This window comes from Alcaligenes sp. SORT26 (assembly GCF_017377875.1).
GTDB classification, from domain to species: Bacteria; Pseudomonadota; Gammaproteobacteria; order Burkholderiales; family Burkholderiaceae_B; genus Alcaligenes; species Alcaligenes parafaecalis.
In genome coordinates, this window is sequence record NZ_CP070975.1 from 2,745,374 (window position 1) to 2,763,603 (window position 18,230).

The following is an 18,230-nucleotide window of genomic DNA, read 5'->3' on the forward strand; positions in this document are numbered from 1 at the left end:
CAAAAAAATCAGATAATGGCCTGTAAGCCCTTGTCGGCAATGATGTTCAGCAGCTTGAGCGCCGGGCCGGTAGGATGGGTTTCACCTTGCTCCCACTTGCGTATGGTCGATGCCGTGGTATGCAAATAAAGCGCAAATACCGGCTGGCTGAACTTCAAGCCTTCCCGCAGCCGCTTGATGTCGGCTGCATCGAACTCCCGAACTGGCGGCGGACAAATCGCGTCAAACTCACGCATCGTCACCTTGCCGATCGCTCCTGCCTCCTGGAGCGCCGCCAGGTCGCCGCGTAGCGATTCGATGATCTTGCTCACAATGCACCTCCAATAACACATCAGCCTGCCATCGTGCAAAGTCTTTGCGCTTGAGAACGCGCGTCATATCGACCTCCAAAATATACCCGTATCGGGCATACTTATCAATCTCTCGCCGTGGAAGAGCCGACTCGCCACCCGCTCAGCCGCATCCCACGCCTCGTTATGAACATAGCGCATACCCATCGCCACAGCCATGTGACTTGTGAGCTTTATATCCATCTTGATTGTGGTGTCGCCGTGAAGCAAAAAAATCCCCGGCTTGGTGATCCAGGCCAGGGACAAGTTCGTGGAGACAAAAACAATCAGCAGTACTTCATGAAAACTAGAACAGATCAGCCGCCGTCGCCGCCAGACTTTCATCCAGCACCAGGGCTTTCAGGGCCTCGATATCGGGAGCCAGATAACGGTCTTGATCGTAGAAAGGCACGGCCTGACGAATCGCGTCCTGCACCTTCTTCAAACGCGCCGAGGTCAGCAGAGGCGCATGGAAATCAATACCCTGTGCCGCGCACAGCAACTCAATGGCCACAATCGCGGCTGTGTTCTGCGCCATGTCTTCCAGCCTGCGCGCCGCAAAGGTCGCCATGCTGACGTGATCTTCCTGGTTAGCCGACGTCGGCAAGCTATCCACACTGGCTGGATGTGCCAGCGACTTGTTCTCCGAGGCCAACGCCGCCGCCGTCACATGGGCAATCATGAAGCCCGAGTTCAAACCTGCGGACGGGACCAGAAACGGAGGCAAGCCGGAAATACTGGCGTCGATCAGCAAGGCCACTCGGCGCTCTGCTAATGCACCAATTTCCGCAATCGCCAGAGCCAAACCATCGGCAGCGAACGCCACTGGCTCGGCATGGAAGTTACCGCCGGAGATCACCTGATCTGGCTCGCCGTTCTGACCAGGGAACACCAAGGGGTTATCCGTAACGGCATTGGCTTCGGTCAGCAAGGTACGTTCGTTTTGCGTGATCAGATCCTGAATTGCACCCATGACCTGGGGCTGGCAACGCAAGCTGTACGGGTCCTGCACCTTGTTGTCGTTATCGCGATGCGACTGACGAATCTGGCTGCCTGCCAACAACTCCCGATACAGGCGTGCGGCGTAAATCTGCCCTGGCTGTCCACGTACCTCATGGATACGCGCATCAAAAGGCGCATCACTGCCTTTGGCGGCGTCCACACTCAAGGCGCCGGCCAGAATCGCATTGCGGAACAAGGTCTGGGTGCGGAACAGGCCGTTCAGCGCCAGGGCTGTAGACACTTGCGTGCCATTGATCAGCGCCAGCCCTTCTTTGGCCGCCAGCACAATCGGGGTGATACCCGCCTTGGCCAAAGCCTGCTGGGCAGGCATCCATTCACCCTGCCACTTGGCTTGCCCTTCCCCGATCAGCGTCAGCGTCATGTGCGACAAAGGTGCCAGATCCCCCGAGGCTCCCACCGACCCCTTGGACGGAATGAACGGCACCACACCGGCATTCAAAATATCCAGCAAAGTCGTGACCACATGCGAGCGTATGCCCGAAAAGCCCCGCGCCAGACTGGCAATCTTCATGGCCATGATCAGCCGTGCCACCGCATCGGAAACCGGCTCGCCCACACCCACGGAGTGCGACAGAATCAGGTTCTTTTGCAGTTGCTCCAGATCGTGATCAGGAATGCGTTGCTGGGCCAGCTTGCCAAAGCCGGTATTGATGCCATAGGCCGGATTACCTTCACGGATGATCTTGGCGACAATGGCCGAAGACGCATCCATCGCCCCAATCGCCTCGGGCGGCAGAGTCAGAACAGCCGGTTCCTGCCAGATCTGGCGTAGCTGTGCCAAAGTCAGTGCGCCGGGAGAAAGCTCGATACTCTTGCTCATCATTCTGTCCTGTTTTCTTATTTGATCATGGGCAGTGTCAGCCCGAAATTCTTGGCGGTTTGAATCGCCAGCTCGTAGCCTGCATCAGCATGACGCATCACACCACTGGCGCAATCGTTAATCAAGACCCGCTCCAGACGAGCGTCGGCTTGCTCGCTACCGTCAGCCACAATCACCATGCCTGCGTGCTGGCTGTAGCCCATGCCCACCCCGCCCCCGTGGTGCAGCGATACCCAACTGGCTCCGCCTGCGGTATTTAACAGAGCATTCAACAACGGCCAGTCCGACACGGCATCCGTGCCGTCACGCATGCTTTCAGTCTCGCGGTTGGGGCTGGCCACCGAGCCGGTATCCAGATGGTCGCGGCCAATCACGATGGGCGCTTTCAGCTCGCCGTTGCGCACCATCTCGTTAAAGGCCAAACCGGCGCGGTGACGCTCGCCCAGACCCAGCCAGCAAATTCGGGCGGGCAGACCCTGGAAGGCAATACGTTCCTGCGCCATATCCAGCCAGCGATGCACGTGTTCGTTGTCCGGGAACAGCTCTTTGATTTTTTGATCTGTTTTGTAAATATCTTCCGGGTCGCCCGACAAGGCCACCCAGCGGAACGGACCTTTGCCCTCGCAGAACAAGGGGCGAATATAGGCGGGGACAAAACCCGGAAAGTCGAAAGCGTTTGCCAAGCCTTCATCCAAGGCCACTTGTCGAATGTTATTGCCGTAGTCCACGACCGGAATATCCATTTTCTGGAAATCCAGCATGGCTTGTACATGCACCACGCAAGACTTGGCAGCCGCTTGCTGAATACGAGCATGTTGAGCGGGATCTTGCTGCGCTGCTTGCCACTGTTCTACCGTCCACCCCGAAGGCAAATAGCCATTAAGCAAATCATGGGCGGAGGTCTGGTCTGTGACCAGATCAGGTTTCAAGCCACCGGCCTGCGCGCGTCGCACCAGTTCAGGCAGCACATCAGCCGCATTACCCAGCAAGCCAATCGACACGGCTTCTTTGGCAGCCGTGTGTTGAGCAATCAGCTCCAGCGCATGGTCCAGGTCACGTGCCTGTTTATCCAGATAGCGAGTCTGCAAGCGAAAGTCGATACTGCTTTGCTTGCATTCAATGGTCAGCGATACCGCTCCAGCAAAGGTCGCGGCCAAGGGCTGCGCACCGCCCATGCCACCCAGCCCCGCCGTCAAAATCCAGCGCCCGGCCAGCGAGCCACCAAAATGCTGGCGGCCTGCTTCGGCAAAGGTTTCGTACGTGCCCTGCACAATGCCCTGGCTACCGATATAGATCCAGCTACCTGCCGTCATCTGCCCGTACATGAACAGACCGGCCTGATCCAACTCGTGAAATTTCTCCCAATTGGCCCATTTGGGCACCAGATTGGAGTTAGCCAACAGCACACGCGGCGCATCACTATGCGTACGGAACACCCCCACCGGCTTGCCAGACTGAATCAGCAAAGTCTGGTCATCTTCCAGTTCCCGCAGGCTGGCCAAAATCTGGTCGAAACACTCCCAGTTCCGGGCTGCACGCCCGATACCGCCGTACACCACCAGATGCTGGGGATTTTCCGCCACGGCCGGGTCCAGATTGTTCTGAATCATGCGGTAAGCCGCTTCGGCCACCCAGTTCTTGCAACTGAGCGTTGTGCCCGTCGGGGCATGAACCTGCCGACTGGCATCAAAACGAGGGTCTTGGCTGGCCGCCGAGGGGTGATGATCAGGCATGGTGCTGTCCTCCATCTGAGGTGTCTCTGGATACGCGCTGGTTCTATCTGGCAGGCTGTTTCCACACCGTAAAGGCAGGTTCAAGCGCCGACAAAACAACGGTTTTCTTGTAAGCTCATGCCAATGTATAGTCATTTGCATTAGTTGTCTATACATATACAGGAAAGCGCTGCGGACGGTGTCCGTCCCCTATAGGAAAGCACAAGAATGGATGCCCCCCTGACGAGTCCTTCGTCCTCCGAATCGGCCCTGCCCGCCTATCTGCAAATCAAGAATTTTGTGCTGGAAAAAATCCAGTCCGGGCAATGGCGTGAAGGCGACCTGATTCCCACTGAGCTGGCTTTATGCGAGCAGTTTGGCGTCTCGCGCATGACGGTCAACCGCGCCCTGCGCGAGCTGACTAATGATGATCTGCTTGTCCGCATCAAAGGCTCGGGCACCTACGTGGCACAGCCCAAATTCCAGTCCACGCTGATCGAGATACGCAGCATCGCGCAGGATATACGGGAGCGTGGCCATCAACATAGCTGTCAGGTGCTGAGCATGGAGCGTCTGCACGCCAGTCCCGCCCAGGCGCGGCTATATGGCATTGCACCCGGCGCGGCCTTGTTCCATTCCATTATTGTTCATGCTGAAAACGGCTTGCCCATTCAGTACGAAGATCGTCTTGTGGATGCGCAAATGGCTCCGGACTATCTGGAGCAGGACTGGAACCAGATCACGCCTAATGAATATCTGGTGCGGGTTGCGCCCCTGCCTACCGGTTTTTACAGCATCGAGGTTCTCGTCCCGCCCGCCGGAATCGCGCAGGCATTGCAGATGAAAGAGCAGCAGCCCTGTTTGGTGATGGACCGCCGCACTTTTTCCAGCGATCAGTTCACCACCCATGCCCGCTTATGGCATCCGGGGGATCGTTATAAATTCACGGGACGGATGTAAGAATCACTCGCCCATGCATCCAAACCCAGACTCCTATTTGCAAGACTGGAACCTCTTGCCTGACGGCCCCTCCATTGAAACCGGCAATGCAGTCTTGCTTCCGGTGCAATGGCGTGGTCAGGCGGCCATGTTGAAGGTCTCTACCTCACCCGAAGAAATCCAGGGCTACGATCTGCTGGAATGGTGGCAAGGCCGGGGTGCCGCCAAGGTACTGGCCCGCACACACCATGCCTTATTGATGGAACGCGCTACCGGGACGCGCAGTCTGGCGGCCTTATGCCATGCGGGTCAGGATGAGCAAGCCAGCCACATTATTTCCAATGTCGTCGCCCAATTGCATCAAGCGTCGTCCACACAAGAGAACACGCACACACATCGTCCCCCTCCCCACACGCTGACCCCGCTGCAAGACTGGTTTCAACCGCTCAATCAGGTCGATATTCGCCTGCACCCTATCTTGCCTGGCGCCCGCCAGACAATGCGGGAACTGCTGGCTGAGCCCCGCGATAGAGTTTGCCTGCACGGCGATATTCATCATCACAATATTCTGGATTTTGGGCCTCGCGGCTGGCTGGCAATCGACCCTAAAGGCTTGATCGGGGAACGTACTTTTGACTACGCCAATCTGTTCTGCAACCCGGATGCGCAAACAGCTATCCATGCAGATCGATTTCTGGTGCGGGTGAACACCGTTGCGCAGCACGCCCAGCTAGACAGACGCAGGCTACTGCAATGGGTTCTGGCCTGGTGCGGCCTATCGGCCACCTGGCATTTTGAGGATGAGTCAGACCCCACTATTGCGCTACAGGTCGCCACCCTGGCGGCCCACGCCTTAACGGCGGCCTGAAGCCGACCGGATCCTTCTTAATCCGGCCCATCCCCTGCCTGCTCGCTCTTGCGATAGCGAGTCAGCGACAGTCCGGTATGACGCTTGAAGTAGCGGCACAGATAAGACGGATCTTCAAAATTAAGCTGATCGGCAATCTGCCCGATTGCCAACTGGCTGTAGGAAAGCAGCGCTTTGATCTCCAGGATCACCTGTCTGTCGATCAAGGCTTTAGGGCTGTCGTTAAACAACTCTTTGCTCAGTTGCGACAGATAAAAAGGCGTGATGTTGAGCGCATCTGCATAGAACTTCACATCGCGATGTTCCCGGCACTGTTGACCAATCAATTCCCAGAACCGCCAACTGATCATCTCTTTGCGGCTGAACTGCTGGCTACCCTGATATTCCGTCGGAATCTGCTCGGCAATCCTCAAAAAGAAGTTCTGCAACTGATTGCGCAGCATGATGGGCTGATACAGCGTGCGAACACGCACAATCTCGCGCATCTGCACAAGCCAAGCAGCCAGCAAGGCCTTGTCTTTCTGCGGTGGTGTACACAAGGGATGGTCATGCAAGAACACAAACAAGGGATTGGGCAACTGATAAGCCACTTCAGCCGCAAACTCCTTGGGCATCAACAAGAACAACACCTTGAAACCACGGGATCGCCGTTTCAGCAGCGCAATCGTATCTTCCGCCAGCACCAGCACATCGTCACGCTGCACCATCTGGTCCTTGAAATTCAGACTGATCAGCGCACGGCCCGAGACGCAAATCATCAAGGTCATATAGGCATGCCCAAAAGAAAGGGGCATCCCCACGCCTTCGGCCAGCGTTGTCTCGCCGCTTAGCAGCCCCTCTGTAGCGCTGAATAATTGTGGAATGTGATGCATGCTCTGTATGGCCTCCGCCACCCCGCAGAAATAAACCGGACTTTCCAAAAGTACCGAAACTGCCAAGGTACTGCTCTGTTCCCTGATCCTGCCAGGTTCTATTCTGTTTCCTACTTAATTGTGAGTACAGAAAATGAAACTTCAAACAGAAAGACTGATTTTACGCCCTTGGCAGGACAGCGACGCCGAGGATTTATATGAATACGCCAAGGACGAGCGTGTGGGCCCGATTGCTGGTTGGCCCAGCCATACCAGTGTTGAGGAAAGTGCCGAGATTATCCGCACAGTTTTCAATATGCCCGAAGTCTACGCCGTGGTGCATAAGGACAATGGCCGGGCAGTAGGCTGCATTGGCATCCTGATCGGCAAAAACAGCAACTTCGAGATCAGCGAGGAAGAAGGCGAAATTGCCTATTGGATTGGCGTCCCATACTGGGGCCAGGGCCTGATTCCCGAAGCTGTACGCGAGGTGATGCGACACGCTTTTGAAACCATCAAGCTGAAAGCGCTGTGGTGCGGTTACTTTGCCAACAATGCTCAATCCCAGATTGCGCAGACCAAGTGTGGCTTCCGCCATCATCACACCGAGGAAAACAAGTACAACCAGTTCCTGCAAGACTATCGGACTGAACATATCAGCCGCATTACTGCCCAGGAATGGCTGGCCTTGCCCAAACAACAGGCCTGAACGCGGGCTTTGAACCCACACCCACGCCGCCGCTCTGGGTGTAGAACAGCCCCAAAAGCTGGATTTCTGTCCAGACTTTTGGGGCTGTTCACGTTCGAGATCAAGGCCTCTTCAGACCTGGCTGATTCAAGCGGTCTGCAAGGCGCGCTTGGGCTGTCTTAACAAAAGGAAAAGCAGGCCTGCAATCAAGGCGGCCAGCACGGCCAATGCGTGTAGAACCGTCAAGAATGAAGCAGCATAGCTCTTGGCCAATTGCGCCTCCAGCCCCGGCAATTGTTGGGCAGCCAATTGCAATTCACCCAAAGCAGCCCGGCCTGCGGCTTCCAATACCGCCTCTTGCGTGAACAGGCTCGCATCCACGCTTATGCGATGCTGGATCAAGGTTGCCAACAACACACTGACCACGGCAATCGCCACGCCATCTGCAGAAATCCGCACCGTATTAAAAATACCCGTCGCCATGCCGACTCGATCCGGGCTGACGACGCTGACCGCCATCCCATCCATCAAACCCCAAGGCAAACCAATCCCGATACCGATCAGCAGCAAGGGCCAATGCAAGGCCTGACCGCCCCCTGCCTCAAAGCCCTGCGCCAGAGACCACAGACCAGCCGCCACCAGGAGCAAGCCCACGCTGGATAAGGTGCCTGCCGTCAACCAGCGCGTCAGCAAGGCGGCCAGAAACGGCACCACCAACAAGGGTGCGGCCAGCCACACCATCATCTGCCCGGCCTGCAAGGCCCCATAGCCATCAATACCAATAAAGCGACCCGGCAAGATCACAATCAGCACGATGAACAAGAAGGCCGGAGCAGCGGCCAAGGCCTGTACACCGACAAAGCCTGGATCGCGGAAAAAACTTAAATCAATCATGGGCTGGGCCACACGACGCTCTATGCCGATAAAGCTCGCAAACGCCAAGACCGCCGCCACTAATGCCGCCAGCACCCAAGTATCAGACCAGCCCCGCTCCGGGATCAGCAACATGCCATAGGTAAACAGGCCCAGAGCCAGCGTGAAGCTGATGGCCCCCGGCCAATCCAAGGCGCCTTGCGAACCGCCCTGACTTGGCGAGGTGCTGATAAAAACCAGCAACAAACCCACAGCTCCCAAGGCCCCGGTGGCATAGAACACACCTTGCCATTCAAGCGCCTCCACAATCCAGCCGAAGAACCAGGGGCCGAAAGACAGGCCCAGGCCAAACGACGTGCCTAACAAGCTGAAGGCACGCGCACGGGCACGCCCTTCAAACAAGGGGGCCAGGGAAGACATGGCAGCCGCAAAGGCCGCGGCACCGCCCAGACCTTGCAGCAAACGCAGGATATCAATCCAGAATACGGACGGCATCAAAGGAATGGCCAGGGTGAAGACGCAAAACCACGCCAGGCCCAAGAGCCAGATGCGGCGCTGCCCGTAAATGTCAGTCAGGCTGCCCGACACCATCATGGCTCCGCCATAACTCAGAATGTAGGCGTTCATGATCCAGCTCAGTTGCGCGGCGCTACCCCCTAATTGCGCGCTGATGGACGACAGCACCACCGCCGGTCCTGTAAAGCACAGGGGGATCAATAAAGCCGTTAAACAGGCAGACAATAGCTGCAGCCGACGCAGGGTCGGCAAGGAAAAATGGGAAAACATGGTTCTCGTTGGCTACTAAAGCACTGATGCCCGACAGAGGTGAGCACAGAATGAAATACCCGCCTGATGAGCGGTCGATTTCAAGAGCTTAATCGCCACCGCCACAAAGAAAAATACACTACAGTTATTAATACTTAGGAAATAAATTCTTAAATAGGTCGGCACCATGATGGAAAATCTAAGCAATATCGGCTTGTTTGTACGAGTCGCCGAACGCCTGAGCTTCTCGGCCGTGGCCCGCGAATCCGGCCTTTCCCCCTCCACCGTCGGCAAAGCCATCGCCCGCCTGGAAGAGCGTCTGAAAGTGCGCCTGTTTCACCGCAGCACCCGCACTCTGGCCCTGACCGCCGATGGCAAAGTCTTTCTGGAGCGCTGCCGCCGCATTCTGAGTGAAATCGAAGCGGCGGAACTGGAGATGTCCCAGGCCAGCCAGATGCCACGCGGCACCTTGCGTATCAGCCTGCCGCGCTACAGCGGCCTGTTTCAGCAGGCCATTACCCTTTTCATGCAGCGTTACCCTGCCGTGGAACTGGATCTGGACTTTTCAGACCGTCTGGTCGATGTGATTGGCGAAGGCTTTGACGCAGCCATTCGTGCCAGCGCCTTGCGTGACTCCGGCCTGATGCGCCGTCGCCTGGGGACGTTTAGCCGTGTCCTGGCTGCCTCGCCCGACTACTTGCAAGCCCATGGCCGCCCCCTGCAGGCCAAGGATCTACAACACCACGCCTGCCTGCACTACCGTTTTCCGAACACAGGGCGGCTGGAGCAATGGCCGCTGGCTGACACGCAGGACATGCCGGATCTACCGCGAACCCTGGTCTGCAACAGTGTGGAAATGCGAGTGCATTTAGCCTTGCAAGGTCAGGGCATTGCGTGCCTGCCCGATTTCACGGTGGGGGAGCATTTAAGCAGCGGACAGCTACAAACCATTCTGGATGACGACACCCACAATACCGTGCCACTGTGGATTGTCTGGCCTGCCAGCCGCAACCTGTCACCCAAGCTGCGCGCCTTTATTGACTGCATGCACAGCACGGTGCTGAAGGCTTAAGCAGGCAAACGCCCAGCCGCGTTCAGCAAACCGGCCGACAGCCTTAACCCCCTGTCAGTTCAGCAGCAGCCGTTTGAGGCTGGCTGACGCACTGGAACAGATCCGCCGCTTCTTCAGGGCTTAATTGCAGGCCCAATCGCGTCTGCAAACACGCTGCCCACGCCGTGGCATCCGTGTATTGATGTCGCTCAGAAAGCCCCGCATTGTCCCGCTGCGTATACGTGTCATTGACCATCAGCTCGCGCACGCCCGGCTGGGTACGACTGATCAACAAGCTATTGAGAAAGACCGACTGCGGATAGGTCGAGGTATACCAATTCCCGATTTCAAAATCGATCTGTGATGCCGGAGCCAAGGTGTAGTGATACACCGTCTGCCACCCGCTACGGGTTTCAAACTGCAGGCTCAGTTCTTCGCCCGTCTGCGTAATCCGATACACGCCATGCGGCGTTGTTTGCGGTGTATCCAGCACAAACTCCAAGGGCGCGGTCTGGGTCGTGGAGCCAAAGGCCACATCCACAAACCAGCTTCGCCCACCCAGATCCACCCGCAACAGCATATGGGTCAAGCCGGTTTCTACCTCGGCAGGCACTTGCCAGCGTACGCGGGCAATCAGCGGGGTGACGGTAAAGCCCATGTGCTGCAACACCGCCAGAAACAAGGTGTTGTGCTCAAAGCAATAGCCGCCACGTTGACGCCGGATCAGCTTGTCGACAATGGCCTCCAGATCCAGCGGCACGCTATCACCCATATAAGGGGCAATATTTTCAAAGGGGATGGCTTGTGGATGCAGCAGGTGCAGTTGCTGCAAGACCTCCAAGGTCGGCTCCACCGGCCCCTGATAGCCGATACGGGCAAAGTAAGGATCAAGAAAAGCGGCTTTTGAAAGGACAGTCATCTGACACCCCCAACATCACGATTAAGAAACAGAAGGCGGCTCATTCAGCCTGTTGGTACCGGCTAAACGGCCGCCCCCACCTGTCTTGTAACAGGAGAGCCGGATCTGCTACCCCACTGACACCCCATTGCCAGCAGCGCAGCAGATCCTTAGTGGCTCAAACGGTGTGCTGACTGACAAAGTTCGCCAAATTCTGTTTGGGAACTGCGCCAACCAAGCGATCAATCACCATGCCGTCCTTGAACAGCAAAACCGTAGGGATACTCTGGACGCCATAGCGCGTCGCCAAATCAGGCGACTTGTCCAGATCCACCTCACCAAACTGGGCCTGATCCTGCATGTCTTCGGACAGAGCAGTAAAGATCGGGGCCATCACGCGGCAAGGGCCACACCATTGCGCCCAGAAGCGCACGGCATACACATGGGATGCCTGGCCCAGCTCGGCATCAAAATTGTCGTTATTAAGTGTCTTGAGCATGAATGAAGACTCCAAAAAGTAAGAACGGTATCGGCTGCGATAGGCAGTGGCGGTGTCGTGCCAGCCCAGCGCGATCATCAGACAGGCAGACGACGCCCCAGCAATTGGCCAGGCCAGTCGTCTACCTGAAAAGTGGCCAGACGCTCATAGCCACACGATTCATAAAAACGCACTAAAGCACCGGTGCCGCCGCCATAGCAGTCCACACGCAACTGCTGTACGCCCGCACGACGCGCCTGGCCTTCGGCAAAATCCAGCAAACTGCGGCCCAGGCCGCGTGCCTGTGGATCACGTGAGCTGATCAAGACACGCACATAGACCTCTGGCTCGCTTGCGGGGGGCACATAGGGCATGGCCTCACCCAGAATCAAGGCACCCTGCACACGGCCTGTCTGATCTTCTGCCACCCAGGCCCCGGGCAAAGCACACGCTTCGCTAATCCGTGCAATCTGATGCGGCTGAGTCGACCAGGCTTCTGTACCCCATTGCCCCTGATTCTCTATTTCCCCAAACCAGGCAATGGCTTCATCAAACAGCGCGAGCACGGCCGCCACATCGTGTTGGGTAGCACGACGTATCAGCCATTGCTCCATATAGACCCCGATTCTGTTCATTGCTTTACTCCTGACTCTATTCATGACCCTGGTAATCAGACACAGCGGCGCTGTGCTGCTAAAGAGGGGTTTCAAGCACCCAAACCTGCATGGGCGGGAACGCTATCTACCGATCAAGCCGGGACCAGGCGACGGCTTAGCTTCGCATCCAGCAAAGCCAGCCCCAGCGAGATCAGCGCAATGATGACGCCCACCCAGGCAACCGACGCCAGGTTGTAGCCCAGACTGATCGGGATACCGGCCAATAAAGGCGCCAGTGTCAAACCAGCCTGGAAGGCCGACGCATTGGTGGCTCCGGCCAACATAGGTGCATCGGGAGCCAATGCATAAACTCGACCCCACACCGCCGGATTCAACAGGAAACCCGCCAGCCCCAACATGAACACCATCGCCACTGTTACCCACCAGGAGGCCGCAAACAAGGCAATCACCACAGAACTGGCGATCAAGCCCATAATCCCCACCACCAAGGTGCCCAAAGGCTGGCGATCTGCCGTGCGTCCTCCAATCGTCAAACCGATAAGGGCACCCACACCAAACAAAATCAGCACAGCGGGCAACCATTCAGAGCTCAAACCACTGACATCCATCAGCAAGGCGGCGATATAGCCAAACGTGCCCATATACGCGGCCGTCGTGAACATGGTTGTGCCGTACGCCACCCACAAAGCAGGGCGCTTCATGGCACGCAGCTCCGTGGCCAGATCAGGGGTTTGTGCATCGCTGGACGTGTGCTTGGGCAAGGCCAACAACACCGCTGCGGCTGAAATCACAGTTACCACGATCACCGCCCAGAAGCCCCCACGCCAGCCGGTCAGCTCACTGATGTATGTCCCGGCCGGGCCACCAAACACCATCGCTACCGTCAGGCCACTGACCACAATGGACAAGGCCTTGGCGCGACGATCAGGAGGCGACAACTGCACCGCCGTGGCCGCTGCCACTGACCAGAAGCAGGCATACGCCACACCCATGCCAAAGCGGGCGAGCAAAATCGACCAATAGCCCTGTGCCAGCAAACTGACCACGGTAGCCACGATAAAAGCCACCTGACTGAGAAACAAGGCACTACGGCTAGGCCAGCGCAAAGCCAGAATCGCAAAGGGTGGCCCACCAATCAGCGCACCCACCGCAAAGGCGGAAATCAGGGTGCCTGCGGTGGGCAGGGAGATGCGCAGATCCTCTGCAATCATGGGCAAGATACCGCCCATCAAAAACTCTGCACTGCCCATGGCAAACAGACTCAGGGCCAGCAGATAAACCGCAGACGGAATGGTCCCGGTGGTTTTAAGACTACTCATGACAGGTGTCCCAGCAAATTACATCGCCCTAAGCCACTTGCTGGAGCAGCAAAGCGCTAAGGTACATACCCAAACCAAAAATGGCGTGCGTCATCAAACTGCGCAAACGGTTCGTCCAGGGCGCAGGAGTGCGCGAAGCAGCAACACCTGCACCCATCGCGGGCTGCATCACAAAAAAGGGCATCACCACCGTGACTGTGCCCACAAGGACAGCAGGCAGCCAACGGGGATCTTGCAGCCACGCTGTTCCGTACACCGCGATCAGCAAAAAGGCGAAAGCGATACCCACGGCGTAGTGAATAACCCAGCCCAGCGGAGATTCACCCGCAATCGGCGCCGCCTTGCCGATATTGCTGTGCGCAACCTGACCACGCAGCAAGTGCCCCGCCCAACGGCCCACCATGGCGTAGTTCAGCGTGGCAACACCCATCGCCTTTTGAATCAGGCCCCAGATATCCATAAAAATGGTTGCCCCGACCCCGATCAGAATCACGTGTACCCACTCATTCATCGATAACATTGGTAATCCTTTTCGTTGATAAGAACATCGTTTTGAGTAATCATAGAAGTTGAAGTCAACTTCAAGTCAATAGGTGCAAGATGGATATTTCAGAAGTCGCCAAACAGACTGGCTTGCCCTCCTCCACCGTGCGTTATTACGAAAAAGAAGGCTTGATCCGCGCGGTCAGCACCCCCGGCGAGCGGCGACGTTTCACCCCGCAAGTGCTGGATCAACTGGCCCTGATTGCATTAGGTCAGGCGGGCGGACTGTCGCTGGAAGAAATACGCGCCATGCTGCCTCCCGACGGAGCCCCACAGGTAGACAGGCAATTGCTGCTGTCCAAGGCCGATCAAATTGACGCCACCATCAAACGCCTGATTGCCATGAGCGAAGGCCTGCGTCACGCGGCCCACTGCCCGGCCACCAACCACACGCAATGCCCACAATTCCAACGCTTGTTGAAGGTGGCGGCCATCCGCGTCAAAAAGAACAAGACAAGTGGTTCCAGCGACACAATGGCGCGCATCGCCAAAGCGATGTAAATGCAAAAAACCAACACCTGTCACCACACAGGTGCTTGGAGACCTTGGACAACATCGCTCTATAATGGGCCTTTGTCGCGCTACTTTCTTGCTGCACGCCAACATCGAGCAGCCTCGTGCCAGCCAAAGCGCCAAGCACTAGTGTCGACAAAACTTCAACGTATTTATGTGAGGAGCCGTCTTCATGACGAGCACTGAATCAGCAACTGAGTAGGCCGCAACAAGCATTTTTCTTGTTGCGGCGTTCTGTACTTCCAATCCCGCTGATTGCTAACAAACAGACGCCGCCCGATCTCTTTTTCGAGTGGTAATTGTTATGTCTTCCTCACGCTCTTCCTGGGCTTATACGCTGCCAGCCGCCTTGCTGCTGATGGCGCCGTTCGACATCCTCGCCTCCTTGGGGATGGATATTTATCTGCCTGTCGTGCCAGCCATGCCAGGCCTGCTGGGTACGACTCCGGCCATCATCCAGCTCACCCTTAGCCTGTACATGCTGGTCTTGGGTGCTGGGCAACTGATCTTTGGCCCTCTGTCTGATCGCATTGGCAGACGCCCTGTTTTACTAGGGGGTGCCACGCTGTTTGTGCTGGCCTCCGCAGCCGCCGCCCTGTCCAGTTCTGCCTGGGTGTTCGTGGGATTCCGCCTTCTGCAAGCACTGGGGGCATCGGCCACCATCGTGGCCTTGTTTGCCACCGTACGTGATGTCTATGCTGATCGCCCCGAAGGCGTGGTGATCTACAGCATCTTCAGTTCCATCCTGGCCTTTGTCCCGGCGTTGGGGCCTATTGCTGGCGCCTTGATTGCACAGCTAGGCGGATGGCAAGCCATCTTCCTGACTCTGGCAGGCTTGGGTTTGCTGGCCTGGTTCCAGGCGCTCTTCCGATGGCATGAAACCTTGCCTGCCAAAACGGCTCACTCCCCACAGTCCGCACTGGCGGTATTCAAAAGCCGTGCATTCTGGGTCTATACCCTGGGTTTTTCCACCGGGATGGGGACATTTTTTGTCTACTTCTCCACCGCGCCCCGTGTCCTGATCGGGCAGGCAGGCTATTCAGAAATGCGCTTCAGCCTGGCCTTTGCCAGCGTCGCCTTGGTGATGATTGCGACCACTCGCCTGTCCAAAACCTTTGTGGCTCGCTGGGGGATTGCGGGGAGCCTGGCACGAGGCATGGCTGTCATCGCCCTTGCCGCCCTGTTGCTGGCAGCAGGCCAGCTCTGGTTTGAGCCGTCCTTTGCCAGCTTTATCGTACCCATGTGGCTGGCTGCCATCGGCATTGTGATGACGGTATCCGTTACCGCCAACGGCGCCCTGGCCGAGTTCAATGATGTCGCCGGTTCAGCGGTTGCTATCTACTTCTGCGTGGAAAGCCTGATCGTCAGCGTGGTCGGCACCTTAGCGGTCACCTTGCTTGACGGTGATACCGCCTGGCCTCTGGTGGTTTTTGCTCTGTTCATGAGCAGTGTGGTCTTGATTGGTTTGAGGACGCTGAGAGCGACAAACGAAGACAAGGGATAGCCATCAAGAAACAGGGAAGGTTTTCTATAAACCTTCCCTTCACTGGCCTCACCTATCAACACTGATTGCACATAATTTCATGTGCGAACTACGGTGGACCGCAGAACAGGCAAGAGTTCATATGTCCGTAATACCAGTCCCAAGAGCACTAAAGGGCGGTTATTACGAACATTGAATCAGCTAGCTCAAACTCAAGTCATACGTCACCCACGCCGTTGCCTGGGCCATGCCGTCGTAGAGATGCCGCGCCTGAGCATTATCAGCCGCCGTAATCCAGCGCAGAAAAGGCCAACCCTGCGCTTGGCCGACCAAAGCCACAGCTTGAATCAAACTGCGGCCCAGCCCGCCGCCACGTTGCTCAGGAGACACAAACAGATCATCCAGAAAACCGGCGTCCTTGCCCAGCAAAGGCTCTGGAAAAGGACGGTAGTGCGCCAGACCGAACAGCTTTCCATTCACCGTCGCGACTTTGCCTTGCAGGGGATGCTGCGCGTCCATCAGCCAGGACCAGGTATGGCCCAGGATCTCCTCATTCATAGGCTCTCTGTAAAACTCGGCATACTGCCGATAAAGAAACTCCCATTCGCCCCGATCCTGAGGCTGCAGATCCCGGATTTCGATACTATCGGCGACTGACTTCTCCGCATGGCTATTCACGCTTGTGTTCTCCTGTCACTACCACGCTGTTGCAAGGGCGGGCGGCTCCTGATGTGAGGCAAAATGCGGCAGCACATATTCAGCCAGCTCCTGGATAATTTCCGCCGCAGGCCGCTCCGCAAACTGGATACCTAGCGCCGCGTGATTCACTCCCGCTGCCTGCCATTGTTCCAGCAAAGTAATCAGGCCCTTGCGCCCGGTACGCAGTGTAAAACCTCCGCGCAACGGTGTGCGCGGATAATCGGGGTCCTCCACCAAATCCAGCCACTCGTTAGTCATATGCGGGCGAAAACCACCATCCGGAATCCGAGAGCGCCAAGCCTGGATTTTCGCGGCCAGTCGTTGTGGGCCCAGCGGCGTATGGGTGGCCTCCGGGTAGGTCAGCCAGCCATCAGCCTGTTCCGCAATCCATTGGGGCGATTGCCCCGAAGAGCTGGTGACAATCAAGGGAATAGAGCCATGCACCGGCTTGGGCAGTAGCTCTGCCGTATCAAAACGGCCTAGCGGAGAATCGATATTCAATTGACCAGACTGCATTAACTGACGGAAATAGCTGACGGCCTGGGCAAAGCGCTCCCCCCTTTGGGCTCGCTCCACCCCATAGGCGGGAAACTCTACCGGTCTGTCACCGGACGCAATGCCCAACACCAGGCGACCGCCTGACAACTGATCAATGGTGAAGGCCGATTTCGCCAGATCAATGGGATGGCGCAAAGAGAAAATTGTGCTGCCCGTTGCCAGAGCCACACGCTTGGTTCGAGCCGCCAGAAAAGCCAGATAGCTAAAGGGGTCGAAAACCTGCCCCGCATCGCCAAAGCTGGGGTCGTACAAAGGCACATCACGTACCCAGACCGCTGCAAAGTCATGGCGGTCTATGGCCTCTACCAGCTCGGACTGCCCGGCCAGCACGCTCATATCGCCCTGATAAAAGCGCAGCGGTAAAAAGATACCCACCGTCAGACGGTTGGGCGCAAACATGCGGCGATAGCCTGGGTGATCGGCAAAAGCGGGGAAGGACGCACCTTGAATGGGGGATGTTGGAATCGTCATGGTGTGCTCCTTAAGCGCCAGTAGCCGGTTCGGGCAAGGTGATGCCTTTACGAACGGCGGGACGTTGCGCCACACGCTCATGCCAATCGCTCATGTGTCGGTATTGGCTGAAATCAAAGTCGATGATTCGCGCAATATGTGTCCAGCCAAAGTGAGCAATATCGGCAATGGAAAAATCCTGCCCCGCCAGATAAGGTCGCGTCGCCAAGTGCGTATCCAGCACGGTAAACACGTCATCCACCAGGCCGCGATAATGCTCAATTGCAGGCGGAATCTTGTCTTGGGCAAACAGCTCGAAATGCACACGCTGACCTAAAATCGGCCCCACGCTGGACGAATGAAATTGCAGCCACTTGATGGTTTCCCAGCGCTGCGCAGGCTCTTTTGAGAGCAATTGACCTGTTTTTTCTGCCAGATACAGCAAGATAGCAGCGGACTCAAACAGGACAATACCCGCTTCATCATCCTTGATCACAGGGATACGGCCATGCGGATTCAGGGCCAGAAACTCCGGCTGTTTATGCTCCTTGGCTTCGATACGAACATGGTGCAGACGATACGGCAGCGCCATCTCCTCCAGGGCGATGGTCGCCTTGAAGCCGTTAGGCGAACTGTCGGTGTACAGGTCAATCATGGTGTGGCTCCCAAACTTGAAATTCACTCTTCTTTTGGATATAGATAAGCTAAACTTCAAAACTAGTCATAAACCTATTTTCCTGCCTCTACTTGGCG

General features: G+C 56.8%; 19 protein-coding genes. 6 read left to right on the forward strand and 13 right to left on the reverse strand.

Annotated elements, in window-relative coordinates:
- Positions 1–8: 8 nt before the first annotated feature.
- The 3 genes from JYG33_RS12570 to hutU all read right to left on the reverse strand — a co-directional run bounded on the left by JYG33_RS12570 (position 9) and on the right by hutU (position 3,920).
- Positions 9–311 carry a DNA-binding transcriptional regulator gene (locus tag JYG33_RS12570; protein WP_035269706.1) on the reverse strand — a complete coding sequence of 101 codons (303 nt, stop codon included), beginning with the start codon at positions 309–311 and terminating at the stop codon, positions 9–11.
- 325 nt (positions 312–636) lie between these two features.
- On the reverse strand, positions 637–2,172 hold the full coding sequence (gene hutH, locus JYG33_RS12575; protein WP_207872557.1) for a histidine ammonia-lyase: 1,536 nt from the start codon (positions 2,170–2,172) through the stop codon (positions 637–639).
- Between the two features lie 17 nt (positions 2,173–2,189).
- The gene (gene hutU, locus JYG33_RS12580; protein WP_207872558.1) at positions 2,190–3,920 is read right to left on the reverse strand and encodes a urocanate hydratase; all 1,731 of its coding nucleotides are present in this window, start codon (positions 3,918–3,920) and stop codon (positions 2,190–2,192) included.
- Between the two features lie 192 nt (positions 3,921–4,112).
- On the opposite strand from hutU, the gene hutC reads away from it, so the two are divergent.
- Together hutC and JYG33_RS12590 are read left to right on the forward strand one after the other, a co-directional pair.
- A complete protein-coding gene (gene hutC, locus JYG33_RS12585; protein ID WP_207872559.1) occupies positions 4,113–4,844 on the forward strand; it encodes a histidine utilization repressor in 732 nt (243 codons plus the stop codon).
- 13 nt (positions 4,845–4,857) lie between these two features.
- Positions 4,858–5,691: an aminoglycoside phosphotransferase family protein gene (locus tag JYG33_RS12590; protein ID WP_207872560.1), complete on the forward strand. Its 834-nt coding sequence runs from the start codon at positions 4,858–4,860 to the stop codon at positions 5,689–5,691.
- Positions 5,692–5,708: 17 nt separating this feature from the next.
- Here the strand turns inward: JYG33_RS12590 and JYG33_RS12595 are convergent, their stop codons facing one another.
- The gene (locus JYG33_RS12595) at positions 5,709–6,563 is read right to left on the reverse strand and encodes a helix-turn-helix domain-containing protein (RefSeq protein ID WP_207872561.1); all 855 of its coding nucleotides are present in this window, start codon (positions 6,561–6,563) and stop codon (positions 5,709–5,711) included.
- Between the two features lie 133 nt (positions 6,564–6,696).
- Between JYG33_RS12595 and JYG33_RS12600 the strand changes: the two genes are divergently transcribed.
- Entirely contained in the window at positions 6,697–7,251 is a 555-nt protein-coding gene (locus JYG33_RS12600) for a GNAT family N-acetyltransferase (protein ID WP_207872562.1), read from the forward strand.
- 126 nt (positions 7,252–7,377) lie between these two features.
- On the opposite strand, the gene JYG33_RS12605 is transcribed toward JYG33_RS12600, so the two are convergent.
- On the reverse strand, positions 7,378–8,889 hold the full coding sequence (locus JYG33_RS12605) for an MFS transporter (protein WP_207872563.1): 1,512 nt from the start codon (positions 8,887–8,889) through the stop codon (positions 7,378–7,380).
- Positions 8,890–9,058: 169 nt separating this feature from the next.
- Between JYG33_RS12605 and JYG33_RS12610 the strand changes: the two genes are divergently transcribed.
- Positions 9,059–9,940: a LysR family transcriptional regulator gene (locus JYG33_RS12610; RefSeq protein ID WP_207875849.1), complete on the forward strand. Its 882-nt coding sequence runs from the start codon at positions 9,059–9,061 to the stop codon at positions 9,938–9,940.
- 43 nt (positions 9,941–9,983) lie between these two features.
- Here the strand turns inward: JYG33_RS12610 and JYG33_RS12615 are convergent, their stop codons facing one another.
- The 5 genes from JYG33_RS12615 to JYG33_RS12635 all read right to left on the reverse strand — a co-directional run bounded on the left by JYG33_RS12615 (position 9,984) and on the right by JYG33_RS12635 (position 13,751).
- A complete protein-coding gene (locus JYG33_RS12615) occupies positions 9,984–10,838 on the reverse strand; it encodes an arylamine N-acetyltransferase (protein WP_207872564.1) in 855 nt (284 codons plus the stop codon).
- 157 nt (positions 10,839–10,995) lie between these two features.
- Entirely contained in the window at positions 10,996–11,316 is a 321-nt protein-coding gene (gene trxA / locus JYG33_RS12620; protein ID WP_207872565.1) for a thioredoxin, read from the reverse strand.
- Between the two features lie 77 nt (positions 11,317–11,393).
- Positions 11,394–11,930 carry a GNAT family N-acetyltransferase gene (locus JYG33_RS12625; protein WP_243430171.1) on the reverse strand — a complete coding sequence of 179 codons (537 nt, stop codon included), beginning with the start codon at positions 11,928–11,930 and terminating at the stop codon, positions 11,394–11,396.
- Positions 11,931–12,043: 113 nt separating this feature from the next.
- A complete protein-coding gene (locus JYG33_RS12630; protein WP_207872566.1) occupies positions 12,044–13,231 on the reverse strand; it encodes an MFS transporter in 1,188 nt (395 codons plus the stop codon).
- Between the two features lie 28 nt (positions 13,232–13,259).
- Positions 13,260–13,751, reverse strand: coding sequence for a DUF2938 domain-containing protein (locus JYG33_RS12635; protein ID WP_207872567.1), 492 nt, complete (start codon positions 13,749–13,751; stop codon positions 13,260–13,262).
- Between the two features lie 80 nt (positions 13,752–13,831).
- Between JYG33_RS12635 and JYG33_RS12640 the strand changes: the two genes are divergently transcribed.
- Together JYG33_RS12640 and cml are read left to right on the forward strand one after the other, a co-directional pair.
- Positions 13,832–14,275: a helix-turn-helix domain-containing protein gene (locus JYG33_RS12640; RefSeq protein ID WP_207872568.1), complete on the forward strand. Its 444-nt coding sequence runs from the start codon at positions 13,832–13,834 to the stop codon at positions 14,273–14,275.
- Between the two features lie 316 nt (positions 14,276–14,591).
- Positions 14,592–15,791, forward strand: coding sequence for a CmlA/FloR family chloramphenicol efflux MFS transporter (gene cml / locus JYG33_RS12645; RefSeq protein WP_207872569.1), 1,200 nt, complete (start codon positions 14,592–14,594; stop codon positions 15,789–15,791).
- Between the two features lie 180 nt (positions 15,792–15,971).
- Here the strand turns inward: cml and JYG33_RS12650 are convergent, their stop codons facing one another.
- From JYG33_RS12650 to JYG33_RS12660, 3 genes are read right to left on the reverse strand one after another with little or no spacing between them, the layout of a single operon-like run.
- Complete coding sequence (locus JYG33_RS12650) at positions 15,972–16,448, reverse strand: GNAT family N-acetyltransferase (RefSeq protein WP_207872570.1); 477 nt, start codon at positions 16,446–16,448, stop codon at positions 15,972–15,974.
- Positions 16,449–16,466: 18 nt separating this feature from the next.
- Complete coding sequence (locus tag JYG33_RS12655; RefSeq protein ID WP_207872571.1) at positions 16,467–17,498, reverse strand: LLM class oxidoreductase; 1,032 nt, start codon at positions 17,496–17,498, stop codon at positions 16,467–16,469.
- Positions 17,499–17,508: 10 nt separating this feature from the next.
- The gene (locus JYG33_RS12660; protein WP_207872572.1) at positions 17,509–18,132 is read right to left on the reverse strand and encodes a glutathione S-transferase family protein; all 624 of its coding nucleotides are present in this window, start codon (positions 18,130–18,132) and stop codon (positions 17,509–17,511) included.
- Between the last annotated feature and the right edge of the window lie 98 nt (positions 18,133–18,230).